This is a genomic window from Bifidobacterium catenulatum subsp. kashiwanohense JCM 15439 = DSM 21854 (assembly GCF_001042615.1).
Lineage (GTDB): Bacteria > Actinomycetota > Actinomycetes > Actinomycetales > Bifidobacteriaceae > Bifidobacterium > Bifidobacterium catenulatum.
The window spans coordinates 2,110,900-2,131,270 of record NZ_AP012327.1; the positions used below are offsets into that span (position 1 = coordinate 2,110,900).

Here is a 20,371-nt window from a genome sequence, read left to right on the forward strand (position 1 = left end):
TCTCGCGGCGAGTTTTGCAAAGCAAGAAAAGAATAGTTTCTGTCGAATATATTTCTTTCGAAGATATATTCTTTCGACAGTCTGATTATTTTCTGCAGCCATGCAATCGCAATACTGTCTGCACAACCTTGCTTTTCTGGTCTACACAAGTTGAGATTGGATAGGGAGAACGAGTTGTGCAGACAGCGATTGCAAGGTTGTGTAAACAGCAGAAGCAGATCGTGCAGTCAACTATCAAATCATGAAATCGTCAACCGCAAGAAACCTATCTTCCGGCAAAGCTGGAATCGACATGCGCAGACCGTCCAGATCATGCAGCGAAGTGTTAATCAACCGCTGTACGCGCACATCGGAAGCATCAACACGCACACCATTCCATGGACATGCTGACTTCGCTGCCATAACTGCGTTGTCTGGTACGGTGACGTTCACATCAAAGCACACACTGCTGCTATTACGTGCTGGCACCACAACGTTCCACCGCAGACTGCAATCAGCAATGCGAACACCAAATTTCTGCCACGGAATTCGATGCGGGAAAGTGCATAACCAGCGAGCGAATCGAAAAATACACGGCCCAGAGTCACGATAATGGTCACGATAATCGAGTTTTTGAACCAGACGGGGAAATCGGAGTTCAGAAACAGTTTTTCATATGCTCTGGCATGATACCGAAAGACCTGGCAAAATCCATGACCACATCGTCGCTGGTGAGATACTCGACCAAATCGATGGCACCCTTCTGATTCGGGCTATCGGCAGCAATGCCCCAACCATTAGTGAAGTGTATAGTGCCCTTACCTGCAGAGCCTTCCGGCAGTTCCACCACGGTGTAATTGACGTCTGGATAGTCGGCAGACAGGCTGCCGGTAATCCAATTGCCTTCGATAGTCATGGCCGCTTTCTAAGTGCCAAAGGCCTCACCGCCCCAGCTCATCCCAGGTCTTCGGATAATCGTTGTCGATCAATCCGGCGGCCTGCCACATATCAGTATTGATGACCAGCTGAAGGGTGGAAACATCCTTGGGGGCCGCATACAGCTTGCCCTCATAGGTGAAAGTTTGCAACAGATTATCACTGAACTTAATGCGGGCTCGAACGCAAGCAACGATTCGGCAAAAACGCACAATGACCGCCATGTGTTACTCAAACCGCATATTGTGGTTCGATCGTAGCGCCCAGATCAATATCGCACGTAAATAACGTACTCATAAGTATCTTACTTGTGAGTATCATACTTATGAGTACGTTATTTGCACAGACTGGGCAAATAGACAAATACGGAGGGTGTAATGTTCGTCGGAAGAAAGCAGGAACTGGCGACACTGGAACAGCAGTTCTCCCGTCATCGCTTTGAAATGACGGTAATCTACGGGCGTCGACGCATCGGCAAAACTGCATTAATCGACCAGTTCGTCGCCAACAAGAAAACGTTGTACTTCACCGCATTGCAACGCAGCAGCGCCATCAATCTTCATTTATTCACTATTCAAATCGCCAATTTCTTTGAACTGCCGACATTGCCGGATTTCACAGACTGGTACTCGGCACTGCAATTCATCATCGCCCAAGCAAAAACACTCAACGAACGATTCGTGTTTGTTTTCGACGAATTCCCTTATGCCGCACTTATGAGCGAATCACTCCCCTCCGAAATGCAAATCGCCATCGATCACGGATTCAAAGACCTTAACTGCATGATCATTCTTTCCGGAAGCAACGAAGGATTCATGGAAAGCGAAGTGTTGGGATACAAAAGCCCACTTTACGGAAGGCGGACCAGCCAAATTCGCTTGCAACCGCTTAACTATACGGCAATAGGAGAATTCGTCCCGCAATCATCCGTCTTCGACCGCATCAACTATTACGCAACATTCGGTGGCACCCCCTACTATTTGACGCAGCTTGACCCCGACGCGGATTTTGAAACCAACGTGCTGAACCTGTGCTTCAACCAGCTTGGATTGCTGCACGAAGAGCCAATGATGCTGTTACGCGAGGAATTGCGTGAACCTGCGCTATACGCATCAGTGCTGCAGGCAATCGCAGGTGGCAGCAGCACGCCAAAAATCATTGCCGAACATTCCGGAGTGGATCCGAACAGCATCAACAAATATCTCAGAATTTTGGAAGAACTCGGGCTCGTATCTCGCAACGTACCATTCGGAGAGCGTCCGGAAAAATCCAGAAAAGCCTTGTACTCCATCAAAGATCCATTCTTCGCTTACTGGTATCAGTTCGTGGCACCCGCACAAAGTGCGATCGAGAGTCATGCAGGGCCGAATGCAGCTCGACAACTGGCATTCAACGACGCCTTCACCACATACGTCGGGCAGCAATTCGAAGTGATCTGCCTGCAATGGCTGCTGAAGCACAACGGAGAAAATGGAAAAAAATGCGCGGTGCCGTTCCTTGCAACGCAATTCGGCAAATGGTGGGGCAACGATCCGCGCAAACGCGAGCAAACCGACATCGACATCGTGCTCGGCAATCCACAGACCAAGCAACTACTGATGTGCGAATGCAAGTGGCGCAATACCCTGAAAGAAACGGAAGCCGTGGAGGCACTGCGCGATCGCGTCGGGCTTATTCGCGGGTATGGAGAAACGCATCTCATGTTTTTCAGCAAGTATCCGATCAGCGATGCGACACAACGCAAGTATGAGGGGCAAGTTACGTTCATTTCCGCTGAACAGCTGTTCGCATGATTCTTTTGCTGTTTATTGCTTTATCGCTAGGTTAATTGCATGAATGCAGGATTGCGGTAGCGGTTGTCTGCACATTCTTGCGATTGCTGCCCGCACACTTGAGATGAATTACGATTCTGTCTGCACAACCCGTGTTTGCTGACTGCACAACTTGAGATCGGGGATAAAAAATAAAGTTGTGCGGACAGAATCACAGAATCGTGCGACGGAAACTCGGGATCATGTTACAAAAGCCCAAGATCGCGAGATTAAGGACAGACGAGCACGGAACATAACTGCAAGTCAGACTGAATTTGGAAAATGGAACAACGCAGGACGTTCCAGAAAGGGAGATGGAACGTCCCGCGCTGGGGAGTGGGATGGGCCCGTCCCGCTCGGCGCGGTCACGAAAAGCCCACTGGACTGCTTACTTTACGGCTCCCCTCATCACTCCACCGACAACCCACTTTTGGGCGAAGATGTAGACGATGAGGACCGGAGCCATGGCCATCAGGTAGGACGCGAAGGCCATCGGGTAGTTCGACGTGAACTGGCTTTGGAACACGTACTGTGCGAGCGGAATCGTCTGATTGCTCTGATCAGTCAGCGTGATCAACGGCAGCAGGAAGTCGTTCCAAGCCCACAGTGCGGTCAAAATCGCAATCGTGGCATTAATCGGCCCCATCAGCGGGAAAATAATCGTCCAGAAAATGCGCCAAGTGGAAGCACCGTCGATGCGAGCCGCCTCTTCCAACGAAATCGGAATCGAACGAATAAAACCAATCGCAATAAACAGATTCGTACCAATGCCGAGAATCGTATACAGAATAATCAGACCAAGCTGATTATCAAGATGCAGCGAACCCATTTCCTTCGCGATCGGCAGCATGATCACCGTGAACGGCACGAACATCATCGCAAGGAAGAAGTAATACAAGAAGCGGAAGAATCGCTTATCCATATTCCTGGCCACAGCATACGCGACGAACGTGTTCGTCAGCAGCGTCAACACCACCGCGCACACAGTGATGATCGCAGAATTAAGCGCGGCCTTCGGATAGTTCACCTTATTCCATGCGTCGGCGAAATTATGCCATTCCCACGTGGTTGGCAGGCTGAACGTGCCAGCCTCGCCCGGCGTCTTCAACGCGGTGACCACAGCGAAATACAACGGCACGAGCACGGTGAGGCTCAACACCGCCACAACCGCGGTCAGCCACCAGTTGACCTTGTGATCCCGGCGGATTTTCTCCGGCTTTGCTTGCGCTTGAACGCCAGTCTTTGCAACAGTTGCGCTAGTCATGATATTTCCTCTTTACCTTCAGACTTTCAGACCCTTGCTCAGACCTTTTCCTTGCCGCTGAAGAACTTCAGCTGCACAAAGGCCAGGATTGCCAGCACGATGAAGAACGTGACCGCGTTCGCCATCTGGTAGGAGTATTCGCCATTACCAAGGCCGTTCTGGAAGATCAGGTACGAGACGGTTTCGGTCTTGGAATCCGGGCCGCCCTTGGTCAATGCCATTATCTGGTCGAACGCGCCGAGCGAATTCTTGAGGCTCAGCACCATGTTGATGGTGAAGAACGGGCCGATCAGCGGGAAGGTGATCTGCCAGAAGTTCTGCCAAGCGTTCACGCCGTCAATTGCGGCTGCCTCGTAAATCTCGTTGTCGATAGTCTGAAGGCCAGCCAAGTACAACAGCGTGGAGTAGGCCACGCCCTGCCAGATCGACAGGAACACAATCGGGAACCATGCCAAATCCGGATTGGAAATCATCGACGTCGACAGCCAATCAATATGCAGCGCCTGACCGATCGCCGGCAGCGGCGTCATGAAAATGTACTTGAACACGTAGCCGATCACCAGCACCGACAAGGTGTACGGAATGAAGAAGATCGCACGGAATCCGTTTTTGAACGCGATTTTCGAATTCAGCAGCACCGCGAGGAACATGCCGAGGAAATTCGTGCCAACCGTAATCAAAATTGCGATGAAAATAGTAAACAGGTACGCATGACCGACGCGAGAATCCTGAAACATCGCAATATAATTCTTTAATCCGATGAATTTAAAATCACCGTAACCCTGCGAATTAGTGAACGAGTATGCCGCGCCCTGCAGGAACGGCCAATACAGGAAGATGGACACCAGAATCACAGCCGGAACGGTCATCCAATAAAATGCCGGATCAACCTTGCGCTTGGAATATTTCGAAACCTTATTCTTGGAAGTTTTTGCCGATTTCTTCGCAGTATTTGCAGTATGTGCAGTAGTCATGTCCATTCCTCCTCTCACCTGAAGTTTCTGGCTTCGATCTTGTCGTATTCGGATTGCATGCTGTTCAGGAATTTTTCGGTGTTGCCCGACTGAATCAGCGTCTGCAGGAAGCCTGCGAGATTGATGCTGGCTGGCACGTAATGGTCGCAGAAGTCGGCCAGTTTGCCCGCCCGGTAGAAGTCGAGCACGCCATTCAGCGCTTCGTCACCCACATACGTGTCTTTGTAGGGGGTAAATGCGGACTGCCGCTTGGAGTAGTCCTTGATGTTTTCGTCGTTCATCAGGAAGTCGATGAATTCGCGCGCTTCCTTCTCGTGCTTGGTGTGCGCACCCATGGTCAGAATCACGTCATCGCCTGCCGTGAGCTGCTGTTCTTCGGCATTATCAGTTGCCGGCATTTGCGCGAACCGCAGGTTGGCATCGCTGTTGATGAGTCGGATCTGCGGAATCGCGTAGGTGCCGAGTGGCAGAATCGCGGCTTTGCCTGCGGCCAGATCCTGCGTGGCCTGTTGGTAGGTGACTGCCGGATTCTTCTGCGTGTAATTCTGGTAGATCTCGACCAGCTGATCGCTGACAGTGCCCCACAGGTCGGAGAATTTCTTCGATCCGTCTTTGAGGGAAAGATATTCGGATTCCGGCACCAGCGTGGAATTGAGTGACGCCAACGGCGCCTGAACTGTCCACGAATCGGCGGTGCTCGCTTCGATCGGTACAATACCCTTGCTCTTGAAGCGTTGCAGCAGGTCGATAAATTCGCTCCATGTCTGCGGCGGATTGTCGGGATCCTCGCCCGCCTGCTCCCACACGTCGGCGTTGATGATGTAACCGGATGCGTTACCCGCATACGGCAGGCCGTACAGGCGCTTCTTGGATTCGTCGTTGGTTTGTACAAGGCTCTTGGCGATGTTCACCATGCCTGGATTGAGTTCGTCGACGATGTCGTCGTCGGTAAAATCGTGGAAGACACCTGCTTCGGCGAGCATACCGAAATTAATATCGCCATTGATAGTGATGACATCGGGTTCGCGATTCTTCACCAGTCGAGTACGCAGATCGGTGGTTGCGTCGGACGAATTGTTGACGTTGATTTTGATGTTGGGATGGGTTTTCTCGAATTCCTTTGCTTTTGCGGTGAACCAGTCCGCCGCTTCGGCTTTAAACTGGAAGAAATCCAAAGTGACGGTTCCAGCGGTGCTGTTGCCGCAACCGGCAAGACCGGCAGTCAATGCGACTGCGCATACGGCTGTGAGCGTACGGTATACAATCCTCCTGAATTTACCTACACTAGTGGTGGAATCAGGTTTCATTCTCGACTCCTTTGTATCTTTTCTCCATTACGGTGAAGCAGCTTCCTTACCGCATCACCGTTACTGGAAATTGTAGAAGGAGGCAGTTTTCATTCCCAGCTCAGCGCGCCTGTGCGGGGCGGAAAACAAAAACGACGAGATTTTGTTACTCTGAGAAAGTAATTTGATGCACGATGTGCGCGGACAGGAGCACGAAGGATGGTGCAGATGGCGGTTTCACCTCTGCCACAGTGGTTTGAAGGCTCGGAATATACCCATAAAGTCGCGACTTGCGTCATGAAATACGGTCCGATTTCGCGTATTACTTTGGCACAGATTTTAGGACTTTCGCAAGGCGCGGTTTCTCGTATTACCAGCGATCTGATTTATGCGGGCGTGATCGAGGAAACGCCAATGCCGTCCGGCAAGGCCGGTAAACTGCCGAAAGGTTTCGTTCAGAAAGAAAATGCGGAACGTCGCGGCCGCCCGCAAACGGGATTGCGAATAATCGAGAACGCGCGATCTTTCGTCGGCATGAAAATCAATGCGACGCATATTTCGGCGGTTGCGGTCAACGCAATCGGGCAGATTATCACCGGATGCCACGATTTGGAAATCGAAGACACGTCGCCGCAAGCCGTGGTCGCGCTGATCAAACAACTAACGATCGACTGTTCCGACGAGGCGGAGATGGCGGGATGGCCGAAACCGTGCGCCGTGGGAATCTCACTGGGCGGGCATGTCGTCGACAATGCCGTAGTGACGTTCGCACCGTTCATGCACTGGTCGCAGCCCGTGGAGCTCTCCGCTATGGTTCGCGAGGCTACCGGATTGCCGACAGGCATTTACAATGATATCGATTCGTTGGTCGTTGATGCCTGCATGTTTGGGTCCGGTGTTGGATTGGATAGCTTCGCGGTGCTGACGTTCGGCGCGGGCGTCGGCTATTCGTTGACGGTCAACGGCGAGCTGGTGAGCTGTCCGGATAAAAGTTACGGTTTGGTCGGGCATATTCTGGTCGATCCGGATGGGCCGCGTTGTGTTTCCGGGCACAAGGGATGCGCGCAATGCCTGTCCGACAACTCGATCGCGGCGGAATATTCGCAGATTATCGGACATCCCACATCATTCGACGATTTCGCACGTGACGCACGCGCGAACAAACCGCAGGCGACGAATCTGGTGAACCGCACCTGCTTCCGTCTCGGCACCATGGTGGCGACCATCGCCAATCTTGCCATGCCAGACAAAATCATGATCGCTGGAGAATCGTCGTTCATCGCGAAATTCGGCATTGACGACTTGCGCAACGGCATCAACATGTATCGGCATAGCCAGGCCGCGCCAGTGGATTTTGAAATTCCCGACCATGATTGGGCATTGTGGGCCAAGGCTGCCGCAGCGCAGGCGATTCGGCAATATGTTGGCTGATTGATTACTTGATTGTTTTTTAATGCAAAAATCCTCCCTTGTGTTCAGGGAGGATTTTTGTTATGCGATTACGGCTTATTTAGCGCTCTCGACGGGCGCAAGCACAGCCTTGAAAAGGACTGCTTGCCGAACCGTTAAGCGGGAAGCCCAGTGGGCTTCCCGTAGGTGAGGGGAGAGAGCGCGCTATTCAGCGCTCTCGACGGGCGCAAGCACAGCCTTGAAAAGGACTGCTTGCGCCGGATGCAGTGCCGGCGGGCGGATGCCGTACGTGGAGAGCGCACGTCCGGTCATCTTCACACCTTCGGCCTTCCACCAGCCGAGCGGGCTCTGTCCGTTGGTGATGTCTTGCTTGGCAAGGTCGAGGCTCACGTCGAGCGGAGACACCTCATACACTTTGTCGGGGTCGAGGCCGGGCAGGCGTACCGGCGCGGCCGGGTAGGTCTGCGAAGTGGTGAGCTGGGTGAAACGATAGATGGCGGCCGCCTTGTTGGGCATGACCGCACCGTCCAAGCGCACGGCCGGATCGGCAGCGTCGGAATGCACGACTGTGTCGACTGCGAACCATTCGCGATGCTTCTTGAATTCGGCGACCCATTCGGCGAGCGTGTCGATGTCTTCCTGCGGTTCCTTGAGCAGGTTCCATTCGATGCCCATGTGTCCGAAGAAGGCCATGGCCATGCGCAGTTCCTGCGTGGTTGCGCGATGCGTGGAGTGTGCCGGTGATGCGCCCACGTGTTCGCCGATCATTTCCGGAGGCACGAGCAGCGAGGTGTAGCGCTGGATGTCGGCGCGTTCCACCGGATCGACGCAGTCGGATCCCCAAATGCGGTCGGCTACTTCGAGAATGCCGAGGTCCACACGGCCGCCGCCGGAAGAGCAGCTTTCGATTTCAAGTCCCGGATGTGCGGTCTTCAGATCGGCGAAAATGCGATATACGGCGAGCGTCTGCTGGTGCACTGCCGGGCGTCCGGTGCGCGGAGAGACGGCTTCGGTGACAAGCTTGTTGTGATCCCACTTGATGTAGTCGATGCCGAGTTCACCAACGAGCTTGTCCATTGCACCATAAATGTAGTCGTAGGCGTCCGGATTGGTCAGGTCCACAACCTGCTGGGTACGTCCCTGCATTGGCAGACGGCCTTCAGTGGGTTTCAACACCCAGTCGGGATGCGTGCGGAACAGGTCGGAATCCGGGTTGACCATTTCCGGCTCGAACCACAAACCGAATTCGAGTCCCTTGCCATGCACACAATCGGCGAGTGCCTTGAGTGACTTGTCCCCGTCGGGCCACACGTCTTGCGAGATCTGCCAGTCGCCAAGGCCGGAGGTGTCGTCGCGGCGGGAGCCGAACCAGCCGTCATCCACCACGAAACGTTCCACGCCACTTTCCACGGCCTTGTCGGCGAGTGCGGTGAGGGTGTCGTAATCATGGTTGAAGTAGACGGCTTCCCATGTGTTGAGAATGACCGGGCGCGGCTTGGGCGCGATGTTGTGTTCAGCGAGCCAGTCGCGGTGCACGCGGCGAATGTAGCCGTGGAAGCGGGCTGCGACTTCGTTGAGGCCTTCGCCATAGGAGCCGATGAGCCATGGGGTGGTGTAGGACTCTCCGTTGGCGAGGCTGATTTCGCCACCGAACAGCACTTCGCCGCCGCCAATCACGCCGCTGGTATAGGGCAGGCGTTCCGCGGAAAGCACGCTGTTGCCGCTCCAGGCCACGTGTGCGGAGTAGACGTTGCCGTGCGTGAAGCCGAAGCCTTTTTCGCCGACGCTGAGCAGCAGGGTGGCATCGAAGTCTGGGCGTCCGGCCATGGATGCTTTGGCGAAGCGGCCGAGGGTGAAGTCTTGACGCTGCGGGGAGCGTTCACGCAGATGGTGGCCGGTGGTGGTGAGGATTTCGTTGGCGTCGGCCGGCACGGTGAATGCGAGTTCGATCTTGCCGACTTCGAGCTGGCCTTCGCCGGTGTTCACGACTTCGGCGTTCTGGCGGATGAGGCCGGTTTCGTCGAGTTCGCAGGTCCAGATGAGTTTCACATGCTGTTCCACGTCTTCTGCGGTGACGGTAACGGTTGGGGTCTGCTTGGGTTCGTCGGCCACGATCCAGCTCGGGTATCCGTCTTTTTCACCCATGACGTAGGTTTTGCCAGCTGCCACGGTTTCGGCGGTGATGTTGCTGACTACGAACTTGCAGAACAGTTCCACGCCGTCGCGGCGCACGTCGAAGCGGGTTGCGCCAATCCAGGATTCGGATTGCGTGGGCAGTACGCTCGGCCATGAGGTGTAGTCGAGCGCGCCGGAAACGCGCTGTGGCATTTGCGCGTCGAACATGTCGATCGCGGTTGCCGGGGCTGCGAGCGGGCGGCCCCAGTGCACAAGTCGCGGCAGATCATTGCCGGGGAATACGAGTGCGAACGCCACGTTCGCGGCTGGCTGTTCGGCGTAGACCGCAGTGAGTTCGGTACCGTTGGTAGCGTTGCCATGGAAGGTCTGAATGAGCGTCATTGCAGCATCCTTTACATATTGCGATTGCCTTGTATTGTCACCTTCGATGATATGTCAAGCTTTATTTGTTGACGTCGTCGAGCGTGTTTCTTTCTTTCGGAAAGTATTTCTTGCGACTGCAAAATCGAGTTACCGTTTTCCAGCGAAAAAATCAGTCATCAATCGTGCGCATTCCGCTTCACGAACGCCACCGATAACTTCCGGAACATGGCCGATGTGAGGGTCACGCGGAATGTCCCAAATCGAACCGCATGCACCCAACTTGGCGTCCCACGCACCGAACACGATTCGTCCAACATGCGTTTGCAGGCACGCGCCAGCGCACATCGGGCACGGCTCCAAGGTAACAATCAACGTGCAATCGGCAAGATTCCACGTACCAAGCGACCGAGCGGCCTGTGTCATGGCCTTGACCTCGGCGTGCGCCAACGGATCGGCATGCGCCTCACGCAGATTACGCCCCCGACCAATCACCGCTCCCCCAGCGTCAAGCACGACGGCACCGACCGGCACCTCACCTTCCGCTGCGGCTTCACGAGCCAACTCGATCGCAAGTCCCATGTCGTCACTCCACTGCATATCCGCCACTATACGGTTCCATTCACGTGAAGCAAAAGGCAAAACACGCCCATAAATACCTCTTGGTAGGCTGGAAGAGTTTGGAAAATGCGCGCAAAGGAGGCACGTTGGCGGTATTCGAATTGATTGTATGTATTATCGCCGCGGTTGTGCTGTCTTCCTTTATCAGCCGTTTCATTCCCAAGGTTTCCACGCCTCTTGTGCAGATCGCGTTGGGTACGTTGGCATCGCAATTACCGTTTTTCCCGAACGTCACACTCGACCCGGAACTGTTCATGGTGCTGTTCATTGCGCCACTGCTGTATTTGGAAGCGCATGAGATCGACAAAAGCGAGCTGTTAAAATCCGTTAAACTGTCACTTTCATTGGCGATTGGACTAGCGATCGCTACGATGGTTGCCGTTGGCTTCACCCTGCATGCCGCATGGCCCGCAATTCCCCTTGCCGCGGCTTTGGCGCTCGGCGCCGCGCTTGGACCGACCGACGCGGTCGCCGTATCTTCGCTTGGTAAGGAAGCCGCTCTTACACAACGGCAAACCAGCGTGCTCAAGGGTGAATCCCTGTTCAATGACGCGTCCGGCATCGTCGGCTTCCAGTTTGCGATTGCGGCGGCCATCAGCGGCGTATTCGAAGTAGGTGATTCGGCCGCACAGTTCGTGTTCTCGTTCTTCGGCGGCGCTATTTTTGGCTTGGCAGTAGGCATGGTCGCTGACCTGTTATTTGAATCATTGCGATCTTTCGGCTGGGAGACGACCACAAGCCGTATTTTGATGGAATTGTTCCTGCCGTTCATTCTGTATTTGGGTGCAGAAGCGGTGCATGTTTCCGGCATTCTTTCGGTAGTGGCGGCCGGTTTGATCATCCGTTTCGACCACACCGGCATCGGCCCGAATGTAGCTCGCACCAACATTGTTTCGTCAAGCGTATGGGGGGTATTCTCGTTCACGCTCAATGGCACGGTGTTCATTCTGCTTGGCATGCTGCTGCCGAATGCGATGAGCGCAAGCTGGGATGATCCTCAGGTCAGCAATTGGCGGCTGCTGGTTGCGATTCTTACGGTTTCCGCAGTGGTGATCGTCATGCGATTCCTGTGGATTTCATTGATGCTGCGTCTCGCGCGAGATACCGTCACCGGCAAGCGACGCAAGATGACGGCGCAACGTTGGCGTTCGGCCGCGGTCATGACGTTCGGCGGGCCGAAAGGCACCATCACCCTGTCGTTGATGTTCACGATCCCGTACACCATTACGGGAGGCGCGTGGTTCCCCATGCGTGACGAGCTGATCTTCATCGCAGGTGGCGTAATCGTGGTAACCCTGCTGCTCGCCAACTTCCTGCTGCCTCTGCTGGCGCCGAATCGCAATAAAGACGCTTCCGTGGAAATGACTGAAATCACCATCGAAGTGCTGCGACGGACCGTGGAGGAACTGACGGGACGAGTCACACCTGACAATCGTCGTGCGGTGCTGATGATCATCGACTCGTATACGAAACGTATTACACGGCTGAAGCAGCGCATCGGAGAAATCGATCCGCAAGGGTATATGCAACTGCAGATCGACGCGCTCAACTGGGAGAAGGAATACGTCAAGGCGCGACTGGCGAAAGTCAAAGCGACGCCGAACGACGACAGGGCAGCGCATGATCTGGAAATCGAAGCATGCGAGCGCCTGCTCGACCAGATCATGAGCTCGCTGCGCCATATTGAAACGGAACATAATTCCGGACGCACCATCTGGCGAGTCAAAGGCCGCTTCAGGGCGTTGCAGAGGCGTATGAGCACCATGTTGAAGCGTGTGAACAGTCGCATTCGCCGCACTACCCCGCTGTTCAGCGACGACGAGCTGTTCGCGCACACCCGCGTGGTGCAGGTGGATGCCATCGAACATGTGATCGACCGCCTGTATGAGGAGATGGGCCGCGACACGTACAATACGGAACATTGTTCGGCACTGCTGCTGGATTACCGACGAGGCGAGGCTACGCTGAGGTCGCGCCCGAATGTGGGCACGAGTGCGGAGGCGCAGACGCAGGCGGAAGATGTGAAGCGCGAAAGCTACGGTATCGAGCTGAGTGTGATCCAAGACATGTACGAGGCGGGCGACATTACGCGTGCGCAATCCAAGCAGCTGCGACGCAACGTATATGTGATGAGCGTGGACGCCGACGCACAGATCTAGCATCCGCTGATCTGATGGGGTTAGCAAGCTGGCGTGAGCCGGCGATCCGCCGTGAGTTTGTTTGCGAACGAACTGTGGGAACGTGGCGGACGAGACAACTGCGGAAACGGAATACGGCGTGGAAGGCGGCAACTGGAGGCCATTTCACAATCTAAGACAAGAGGGAATTGAAATTCTCAGATATTTCCCAGAAAACACCAGACATGTACTCAGCATCGTCTGCTTATATAGAAGATGTCAGCAAAAGAGCCGACCAGGAACCCACAGCAGTTCCCGACAATTGAACCCTTTCTTCTTCTCTCTCCTTTCTCTCCCCGGTGGTCTTCTCTCCACCGGGGTTTCTTTTTGCCTTCAACGGGTGGATTCCTCCAGTCAGTGGGAGAATCCACCCGCTGGCAAGCCACCCAACGTCCCAATCCTTCCAGTGACTGGGAGGATTGCCCCGCTGGAACGGGTATATTGGAGGCATGAGTGAAATACGCGAGCACGAAACCAGCGATTCCTACGACTCCAACAATCCAGGCACCCCGACCGGTCTGATCGGGCGCGAATCGCAGGTGGTTCCGGGGCGGTTCGGCGAGCCACTGCAGGTCACGCACGTTCAGTATTCACGCGGGGGTGGCAATGCGGCTCCACGACGCCCGCTGTTCCTCTGCCTGCACGGCTGGGGTTCCAATGAGGCTGATTTGGCCGACATGATGCGTTACGTAGCTCCCTACAACGATTTCGCGTCGTTGCGCGCGCCGCTCGTACTGCAGGAGGCTGGTTCCGGTGAATTCGGTTTCGGCCAGGGCGCGTATTCGTGGTTCCATGATTGCGTGCCTTCCGGCGAAGATCTGGATCGCGACGCTTATGCTGCCGCCCAAGCCATTGACGATTGGGTTGCGCGCAATGTTCCAGAAGATCGCGCTGTAGTGCCGATCGGTTTTTCGCAGGGTGGTTTGCTGGCGATTCAATTGCTACGTGTTCATCCGGAACGGTACGCCGCATCAATCTCACTTTCCGGCTTCCTTGCTCCGGGAATCATCGCCGGTAGCGCGCCGGCCGACAGTCATGTCGCGGAGTTGAATATTCCTGTGTTCTACGGTTATGGCAAGAACGATACCGTAATTCCGATGCCGGAGCTCTTCGCGACTGCCGCCTGGCTGGACGAGCATACGTTCCTCACGTCGAAAAGCTACCGTGGGCTCGATCATGCGGTCAGTCTCAACGAGTTCAGCGATTTGCGCGACTGGCTTGCAGCACATGATATCGCGCCGGGAATCCTGTAAGAAATCCTGCAGAAGAATCCCGAGAAAATCCGATGCAACGGATTTTGCGCACCAAGCACACGGCAATCGTTACAGCCCGATATAAGCCACGATATAGCGATACCGCGTTAGACTAGAGACAGCTAATAATCATTTCGCAATTGCCAACGTTCGCACGCTCAACCATGCGAACGTTCGAACGTTGGCGAGCGCCATACCGGCACATTCGCGTGCCTGGCAATAAGGAGTTTCGATGCTGCTGTCCGATCGCGACATTCTCGCCGCGCAGGCCGAAGGTCATATTTCACTCGATCCGTGGACCCCGGAAATGGTGCAGCCTGCTTCCATTGACGTGCGTTTGGACCGTTTCTTCCGCCTGTTCAACAATCATGCGTACACGTATGTCGATCCGGCTGAGAATCAGGGCGAACTGACCGAGCAGTTCGAGGTGGCTCCGGGCGAACCGTGGATTCTGCATCCAGGTGAGTTCGCGTTGGGGTCCACGTGGGAGTATGTAAAGCTTGATCCGACGATTGCCGCCCGCCTGGAGGGCAAGAGCTCGCTGGGCCGCTTGGGTATTCTCACGCATTCCACCGCAGGCTTCATCGACCCTGGTTTCGAAGGTCATATCACGTTGGAATTGTCGAATGTGTCGACGTTGCCGGTGAAGTTATGGCCGGGCATGAAGATCGGACAGATGTGCTTTTTCCAGCTCAGCTCCCCCGCAGAACATCCATACGGTTCGCAAGGCACCGGCTCGCATTATCAGGGTCAGCGCGGTCCGACGCCGAGCCGTTCCTACGTGAACTTCTACAAAGCCGACATCACCGACTAATCATCAAATATTCTTGGATTATCGCAATATATTGTCGATATAGGGCGATTGATATCTTCCAAAATACAAAAAGATTGGCTATCACATATCGCATGATAGCCAATCTTTTTTTGCAATCTTCTATTGAGATTTCTTGTTGCAATATCAGCAATATCGAATGATGTTAAAAGATACTGCAACAGCTATTGGTAACGCCCTTTAGCGCTTGTGCATGGTACGGAGGGTAGTGGGGCTGCGGACGCATGAAGACGGAATCCGTCTATCTCGGGCATTGGAAGGAGTGTACCCGCGATGAGGTGCTCGTCCTGATCGACGACTACATCCACTGGCACGACCATGAGCGCATCAAGCAATCACTCAGTTGAATGAGTCCGGTACAATACCGTCAAAGCCAAGGAATGGCTGCGTGACTATCTCCAAGAAAACGTCCGCAGCTCTTTCGGTCTGTTTTTTGGTTTGAAATGCTTTAAGGCAATTTTTCCGTCATCAGTAAGAAACAATTCGAACTTATTCCTAAACGCATCACATGAAAATATGGAGCGAAAGAAGGAATCATGGCTGAGAAGACAACGATTCTCGACATGAACAGATTCGATGATTCCAATCTTGACGGACTGGATGAGAACAAACGCGAATTGGTTCGTCGCCGCCGCATCCTTGGCAAGGGCTATCGTCTGTTCTATAAGGACCCGGTTGAAATCGTTCGTGGCAAAGGTAGCCACGTTTTCGATGAAAAGGGCAACGACTATCTCGATGCCTATAACAATGTGGTTTCAGTCGGTCATTGCCATCCGCATGTAGTTGAAGCAATCGCCAAACAGGCCGCCACGCTGAACACGCACACCCGTTACCTTCATGAGACCATTCTCGACTATTCCGAAGCACTTATCGCGAAGATGCCGAGGGAGATCGATCGTATCACCTATCAGTGCACCGGTTCGGAAGCGAATGATCTGGCCATCCGCATCGCACGAAACTATACCGGCGGTCGTGGCATCATCATTACAAACGAGGCCTACCATGGCAACACGGAGAAGAAGCCGGACGAACCGGGCGATCCGTGGTTCAATTTCCATGCGGGAAGGAACGATTTCAAACTGCGGTACGCGCTGCAGGGCACACGGTATTGGGGAAGCTACATAACCGACGCGATCAAGGATTACCAGGAAACCAATTCCGGTGAAGTGGAAAAGACACTCAGAAAAGACCCGAAACGCGTTGATGAGAACCTCAAGGGATTGAGGGAGGAACTCGAGCTACTCGGTGGCAAGCCTGTGTTGGTGGCTCTCGGATACGCCGCCGAGAAAAATCTGAGACGCATGAGGTCGGAAGGGTATGAAGTGGTCAGGATATTGCATCCCGCACGCTACATCGGCAAAAAGGAGTATCGCGATAGAGTGCTGGAGGTCTTGGACAACATTCGAAAATAACGAGGCATCCAACTTCGAGCTGCATCCAACCATCCAATCCGAACGGTCATGAGAGAAAAACGGGTCTCCCGCGACCCGCGTCCGCCGGTAAGCCCCGGATAGGAGAAGAACCCTTCGGGGAGTCATGGATGCCCGGCCGGGAGGTCCGGAGGAACGAGAGGGACGCAAGCCACGGAAAACACCTTCGACGAGCCTGAAAGGCGTTGCCGGGAGGTCCGTGAAGGCCCGGAAAAATCCGGAAGAAAAGCAAAAAAAGGGTTCCCGGAGCGTCACGCTCGACGGGAACCCCCAACATGTGAATGCGGCGGCGCGCTACTCTCCCACACCCTCTCGAGTGCAGTACCATCGCCGCAGCCAGGCCTTAGCTTCCGGGTTCGGAAAGGGACCGGGCGTCTCACCTGGGCCATGACCACCGCAAAACCACTCTGAACGGCCGACCCCACGGATCGGCCGGGAACGGAACCGACCACGATTCCATCGTGGCGGTCCGGGAACCGGACAACGGACGCGAAGCAAAACGCCTTACCGATCATCGTTGTGACCACAGGAAACAGCATTCCCCGCCATCCAACGAGAAGAACCACCACAGGACGAGACCCAACCCACCAGACATGGATCGGAAAGTGTGCCGCGTTCGCCCGTTAGTACCGGTCGGCTCCATCCCTCGCGGGACTTCCACCCCCGGCCTATCGAACACGTGTTCAACATGCGGGCTTCGGACGCTCCGAGGAGCGTCAAGGAATCCTAATCTTGGAGCAGGCTTCCCGCTTAGATGCTTTCAGCGGTTATCCCTCCCGAACGTAGCCAACCGGCCATGCCGCTGGCGCGACAACCGGCATACCAGAGGTCCGTCCACCCAGGTCCTCTCGTACTATGGGCAGGCCTCCTCAGGATTCCAACGAGCGCAGAGGATAGAGACCAAACTGTCTCACGACGTTCTGAACCCAGCTCGCGTGCCGCTTTAATCGGCGAACAGCCGAACCCTTGGGACCTGCTCCAGCCCCAGGATGCGACGAGCCGACATCGAGGTGCCAAACCATCCCGTCGATATGGACTCTTGGGAATGATCAGCCTGTTATCCCCGGGGTACCTTTTATCCGTTGAGCGATGCCGCGCCCGTGCGCCGGCACCGGATCACTATCTCCGACTTTCGTCCCTGCCCGGACCGTCGTCCTCGCAGTCAAGCCCGCTTGTGCGATTACACTCGAAACCCGATTGCCAACCGGGCTGAGCGGACCTTTGAGCGCCTCCGTTACTCTTTGGGAGGCAACCGCCCCAGTTAAACTACCCGCCAGGCACTGTCCCTGAACAGGATCACTGTTCGAGGTGAGACGTCAAACGAGAACAGAGCGGTATTTCACCTTGCGGCTCCACGATGGCTGGCGCCACCGCTTCGAAGCCTCCCGCCTATGCTACACAATCCGCGCCTAACGCCAATACCAAGGTATAGTAAAGGTCCCGGGGTCTTTTCGTCCTTCTGCGCTTAACGAGCATCTTTACTCGTACTGCAATTTCGCCGAGCTCCTGGTCGAGACAGTGGGGAAGTCGTTACGCCATTCGTGCAGGTCGGAACTTACCCGACAAGGAATTTCGCTACCTTAGGATGGTTATAGTTACCACCGCCGTTTACCGGGGCTTGAATTCACCGCTTCGCCCGAGGGCTGACGGATCCTCTTAACCTTCCGGCACCGGGCAGGCGTCAGTGCATATACAGCGGCTTGCGCCTTCGCATGCACCTGTGTTTTTGGTAAACAGTCGCTACCCCCTGGTCTGTGCCACCCCCGAAAGCTCCGGAAGCGAGTTCCATCACCATCAGGGGTCTCCCTTATACCGAAGGCACGGGAGTGATTTGCCGAGTTCCTTGACCAGGATTCGCTCGATCGCCTTGGTATTCTCTACCTGACCACCAGTGTCGGTTTGGGGTACGGGCGGCAACGCCCCTCGCGCCGAGGCTTTTCTCGACGGCCTGGACCACCGGATATCGCGCCAAAAAGGCGCCCATCATCGCACCTCACCCTACATGTCCCACGGATTTGCCTATGGGACGGGCTGCGTGCTTGACCACGGAAAACCACCTCCGCGGCCGGCTCCCATTCCGTGTCACCCCTGTGCGCTAACCTACCAGGACTACATTCCCAACGACCGCGCGCCCCGAACCCCGAAGGGAACGACGCCACGCGACCGGAGGTTAGTACTCATCCGTTCGGCTCTTGCGGTTCGCTGCCGGTACGGGAATATCCACCCGTTCATCCATTCGACTACGCCTGTCGGCCTCGCCTTAGGACCCGACTCACCCGGGGACGACGAACGTGGCCCCGGAACCCTTGGTCATCCAGCGGACGGGATCCTCACCCGTCTCTCGCTACTCATGTCTGCATTCTCACTCCCCCGAAGTCCACGGCCGGCTTGCGCCGCCGCTTCGCCCCTCGGGGGACGCTCTCCTACCCAACAGCCACAAAGGCCGTTGCCGCGTCTTCGGTGGTGTGCTTGAGCCCCGCTACATTGTCGGCGCGGAACCACTAGACCAGTGAGCTGTTACGCACTCTTTCAAGGATGGCTGCTTCTGAGCCAACCTCCTGGCTGTCTATGCGACTCCACATCCTTTCCCACTTAGCACACGCTTCGGGACCTTAGACGACGATCTGGGCTGTCTCCCTCTCGACGACGGAGCTTATCCCCCGCCGACTCACTGCCGGAATACACATCCACGGTATTCGGAGTTTGGCTGCTATTGGTACCCCACACGGGCCCGCAAGCATCCAGTAGCTCTACCCCCGCGATGCAATCAACCGACGCTGCACCTAAATGCATTTCGGAGAGAACCAGCTATCACGGAATTTGATTGGCCTTTCACCCCTAGCCCCAAGTCATCCCCCCGGTTTTCAACCCAGGTGGGTTCGGTCCTCCACGCGGTCTTACCCGCGCTTCAACCTGCCCAGGGCTAGATCATCCCGCTTCGGGTCCAGGGCACGCGACTCAAAACGCCTTTTGAGACTCGCCTTCGCTACGGCTCCCCCACGACGGGTTAGCCTCGCCACGCACCACTGACTCGCAGACTCATTTTTCGATAGGCACGCCGTCACCCCACAAGGAGGCTCCGACGGATTGTAGGCGCACGGTTTCAGGAACTCTTTCACTCCCCTCCCGGGGTGCTTTTCACCTTTCCCTCACGGTACTGGTACGCTATCGGTCAGACAGGTATGCTTAGACTTACCCCACGGTCGGGGCCGATTCACACGGGATTCCACGAGGCCCGCGCTACTTGGGACGCATGATCGGAAGACGGCAAGCTTCCAGGTACGGGGCTGGCACCCTCTGCGGCCAGGCCTTCAAGCCTGTTCCCCTGGCAAGCCGTTTTATGACTCCCGCCCGGTCCGTCGGAACCGGGACACACGCTCCCACAACACCACGAACGCAACCCCCGACGGGTATCACGCGCCCATGGTTTGGTCTGATCCGCTTTCGCTCGCCACTACTCACGGAGTATCCCTTCCTGCAGGTACTGAGATGTTTCACTTCCCTGCGTACCCCCGGAACAACACGGTTCCGTGCCGGCCCATGACGGCCGGCGGGTTGCCCCATTCGGAAATCCTCGGATCGAAGCCATGTTGGAGGCTCCCCGAGGCTTATCGCATCCTCAAACGTCCTTCATCGGTACTGTCTGCCAAGGCATCCACCATACGCCCTTCAGGGCGGCACACGCCCCGAAAAAACCTGATGATAAGCTTCTCCACGCCAGACGACAGATCATCACACTGTAAACAATGATCACAAAACGATCGATCTCGAAACCAGACTCCAAAAAGAAGAGCCTGGCGAAATCGCGATAAAGCAAACGACGGCAAGAAACATGCCATCGCATTGCTCGCGTCCACTATCCAGTTCTCAAACCACCACGCACCCAAGAAACGATCCGGACA

General features: G+C 55.3%; 16 protein-coding genes and 2 rRNA genes. 7 read left to right on the forward strand and 11 right to left on the reverse strand.

What is annotated here, in order from left to right:
- Positions 1–234: 234 nt before the first annotated feature.
- Genes BBKW_RS10645 through BBKW_RS11095 form a run of 4 tightly spaced genes read right to left on the reverse strand, consistent with a single transcriptional unit; the run spans position 235 to position 1,067 of the window.
- Entirely contained in the window at positions 235–402 is a 168-nt protein-coding gene (locus BBKW_RS10645; protein ID WP_154304303.1) for a hypothetical protein, read from the reverse strand.
- A gap of 26 nt (positions 403–428) precedes the next feature.
- Positions 429–599 carry a hypothetical protein gene (locus BBKW_RS10350; protein WP_231858485.1) on the reverse strand — a complete coding sequence of 57 codons (171 nt, stop codon included), beginning with the start codon at positions 597–599 and terminating at the stop codon, positions 429–431.
- A 38-nt stretch (positions 600–637) separates the two neighbouring features.
- Positions 638–895 carry a type 2 periplasmic-binding domain-containing protein gene (locus BBKW_RS11090; RefSeq protein ID WP_033501953.1) on the reverse strand — a complete coding sequence of 86 codons (258 nt, stop codon included), beginning with the start codon at positions 893–895 and terminating at the stop codon, positions 638–640.
- 25 nt (positions 896–920) lie between these two features.
- Positions 921–1,067, reverse strand: a complete 147-nt coding sequence (locus tag BBKW_RS11095; protein ID WP_231858486.1) for an extracellular solute-binding protein — start codon at positions 1,065–1,067, stop codon at positions 921–923.
- 225 nt (positions 1,068–1,292) lie between these two features.
- Here BBKW_RS11095 and BBKW_RS08980 point away from each other — a divergent pair, with 225 nt between their 5' ends.
- Positions 1,293–2,708: an ATP-binding protein gene (locus BBKW_RS08980; RefSeq protein ID WP_033501951.1), complete on the forward strand. Its 1,416-nt coding sequence runs from the start codon at positions 1,293–1,295 to the stop codon at positions 2,706–2,708.
- Between the two features lie 406 nt (positions 2,709–3,114).
- Here BBKW_RS08980 and BBKW_RS08985 read toward each other — a convergent pair whose 3' ends face one another.
- The 3 genes from BBKW_RS08985 to BBKW_RS08995 are packed head-to-tail and all read right to left on the reverse strand — an operon-like array spanning position 3,115 to position 6,271.
- Positions 3,115–3,990 (reverse strand): carbohydrate ABC transporter permease, encoded by an 876-nt coding sequence (locus BBKW_RS08985; RefSeq protein WP_033501950.1) that lies wholly within the window; start codon positions 3,988–3,990, stop codon positions 3,115–3,117.
- A gap of 38 nt (positions 3,991–4,028) precedes the next feature.
- Positions 4,029–4,964 (reverse strand): carbohydrate ABC transporter permease, encoded by a 936-nt coding sequence (locus BBKW_RS08990; RefSeq protein ID WP_033501962.1) that lies wholly within the window; start codon positions 4,962–4,964, stop codon positions 4,029–4,031.
- Between the two features lie 14 nt (positions 4,965–4,978).
- The gene (locus tag BBKW_RS08995; RefSeq protein WP_033501949.1) at positions 4,979–6,271 is read right to left on the reverse strand and encodes an ABC transporter substrate-binding protein; all 1,293 of its coding nucleotides are present in this window, start codon (positions 6,269–6,271) and stop codon (positions 4,979–4,981) included.
- A gap of 207 nt (positions 6,272–6,478) precedes the next feature.
- On the opposite strand from BBKW_RS08995, the gene BBKW_RS09000 reads away from it, so the two are divergent.
- Entirely contained in the window at positions 6,479–7,681 is a 1,203-nt protein-coding gene (locus tag BBKW_RS09000; protein ID WP_033501961.1) for an ROK family protein, read from the forward strand.
- 183 nt (positions 7,682–7,864) lie between these two features.
- On the opposite strand, the gene BBKW_RS09005 is transcribed toward BBKW_RS09000, so the two are convergent.
- Positions 7,865–10,177, reverse strand: a complete 2,313-nt coding sequence (locus tag BBKW_RS09005) for an alpha-galactosidase (RefSeq protein WP_033501948.1) — start codon at positions 10,175–10,177, stop codon at positions 7,865–7,867.
- A 129-nt stretch (positions 10,178–10,306) separates the two neighbouring features.
- Complete coding sequence (locus BBKW_RS09010; RefSeq protein ID WP_033501960.1) at positions 10,307–10,756, reverse strand: nucleoside deaminase; 450 nt, start codon at positions 10,754–10,756, stop codon at positions 10,307–10,309.
- A 107-nt stretch (positions 10,757–10,863) separates the two neighbouring features.
- Between BBKW_RS09010 and BBKW_RS09015 the strand changes: the two genes are divergently transcribed.
- The 5 genes from BBKW_RS09015 to BBKW_RS09930 all read left to right on the forward strand — a co-directional run bounded on the left by BBKW_RS09015 (position 10,864) and on the right by BBKW_RS09930 (position 16,451).
- The gene (locus BBKW_RS09015) at positions 10,864–12,936 is read left to right on the forward strand and encodes a cation:proton antiporter (RefSeq protein WP_033501947.1); all 2,073 of its coding nucleotides are present in this window, start codon (positions 10,864–10,866) and stop codon (positions 12,934–12,936) included.
- A 467-nt stretch (positions 12,937–13,403) separates the two neighbouring features.
- Positions 13,404–14,207, forward strand: a complete 804-nt coding sequence (locus tag BBKW_RS09020; RefSeq protein ID WP_081962308.1) for an alpha/beta hydrolase — start codon at positions 13,404–13,406, stop codon at positions 14,205–14,207.
- Positions 14,208–14,439: 232 nt separating this feature from the next.
- A complete protein-coding gene (gene dcd / locus BBKW_RS09025; protein ID WP_004223871.1) occupies positions 14,440–15,021 on the forward strand; it encodes a dCTP deaminase in 582 nt (193 codons plus the stop codon).
- A 242-nt stretch (positions 15,022–15,263) separates the two neighbouring features.
- Positions 15,264–15,386 carry an IS3 family transposase gene (locus tag BBKW_RS09985; protein ID WP_128832406.1) on the forward strand — a complete coding sequence of 41 codons (123 nt, stop codon included), beginning with the start codon at positions 15,264–15,266 and terminating at the stop codon, positions 15,384–15,386.
- 189 nt (positions 15,387–15,575) lie between these two features.
- Entirely contained in the window at positions 15,576–16,451 is an 876-nt protein-coding gene (locus BBKW_RS09930; RefSeq protein WP_051920323.1) for an aminotransferase class III-fold pyridoxal phosphate-dependent enzyme, read from the forward strand.
- A 299-nt stretch (positions 16,452–16,750) separates the two neighbouring features.
- On the opposite strand, the gene rrf is transcribed toward BBKW_RS09930, so the two are convergent.
- Together rrf and BBKW_RS09045 are read right to left on the reverse strand one after the other, a co-directional pair.
- Positions 16,751–16,868: ribosomal RNA gene (rrf, locus tag BBKW_RS09040) — 5S ribosomal RNA — on the reverse strand.
- 205 nt (positions 16,869–17,073) lie between these two features.
- A 23S ribosomal RNA gene (locus tag BBKW_RS09045) occupies positions 17,074–20,151 on the reverse strand.
- Between the last annotated feature and the right edge of the window lie 220 nt (positions 20,152–20,371).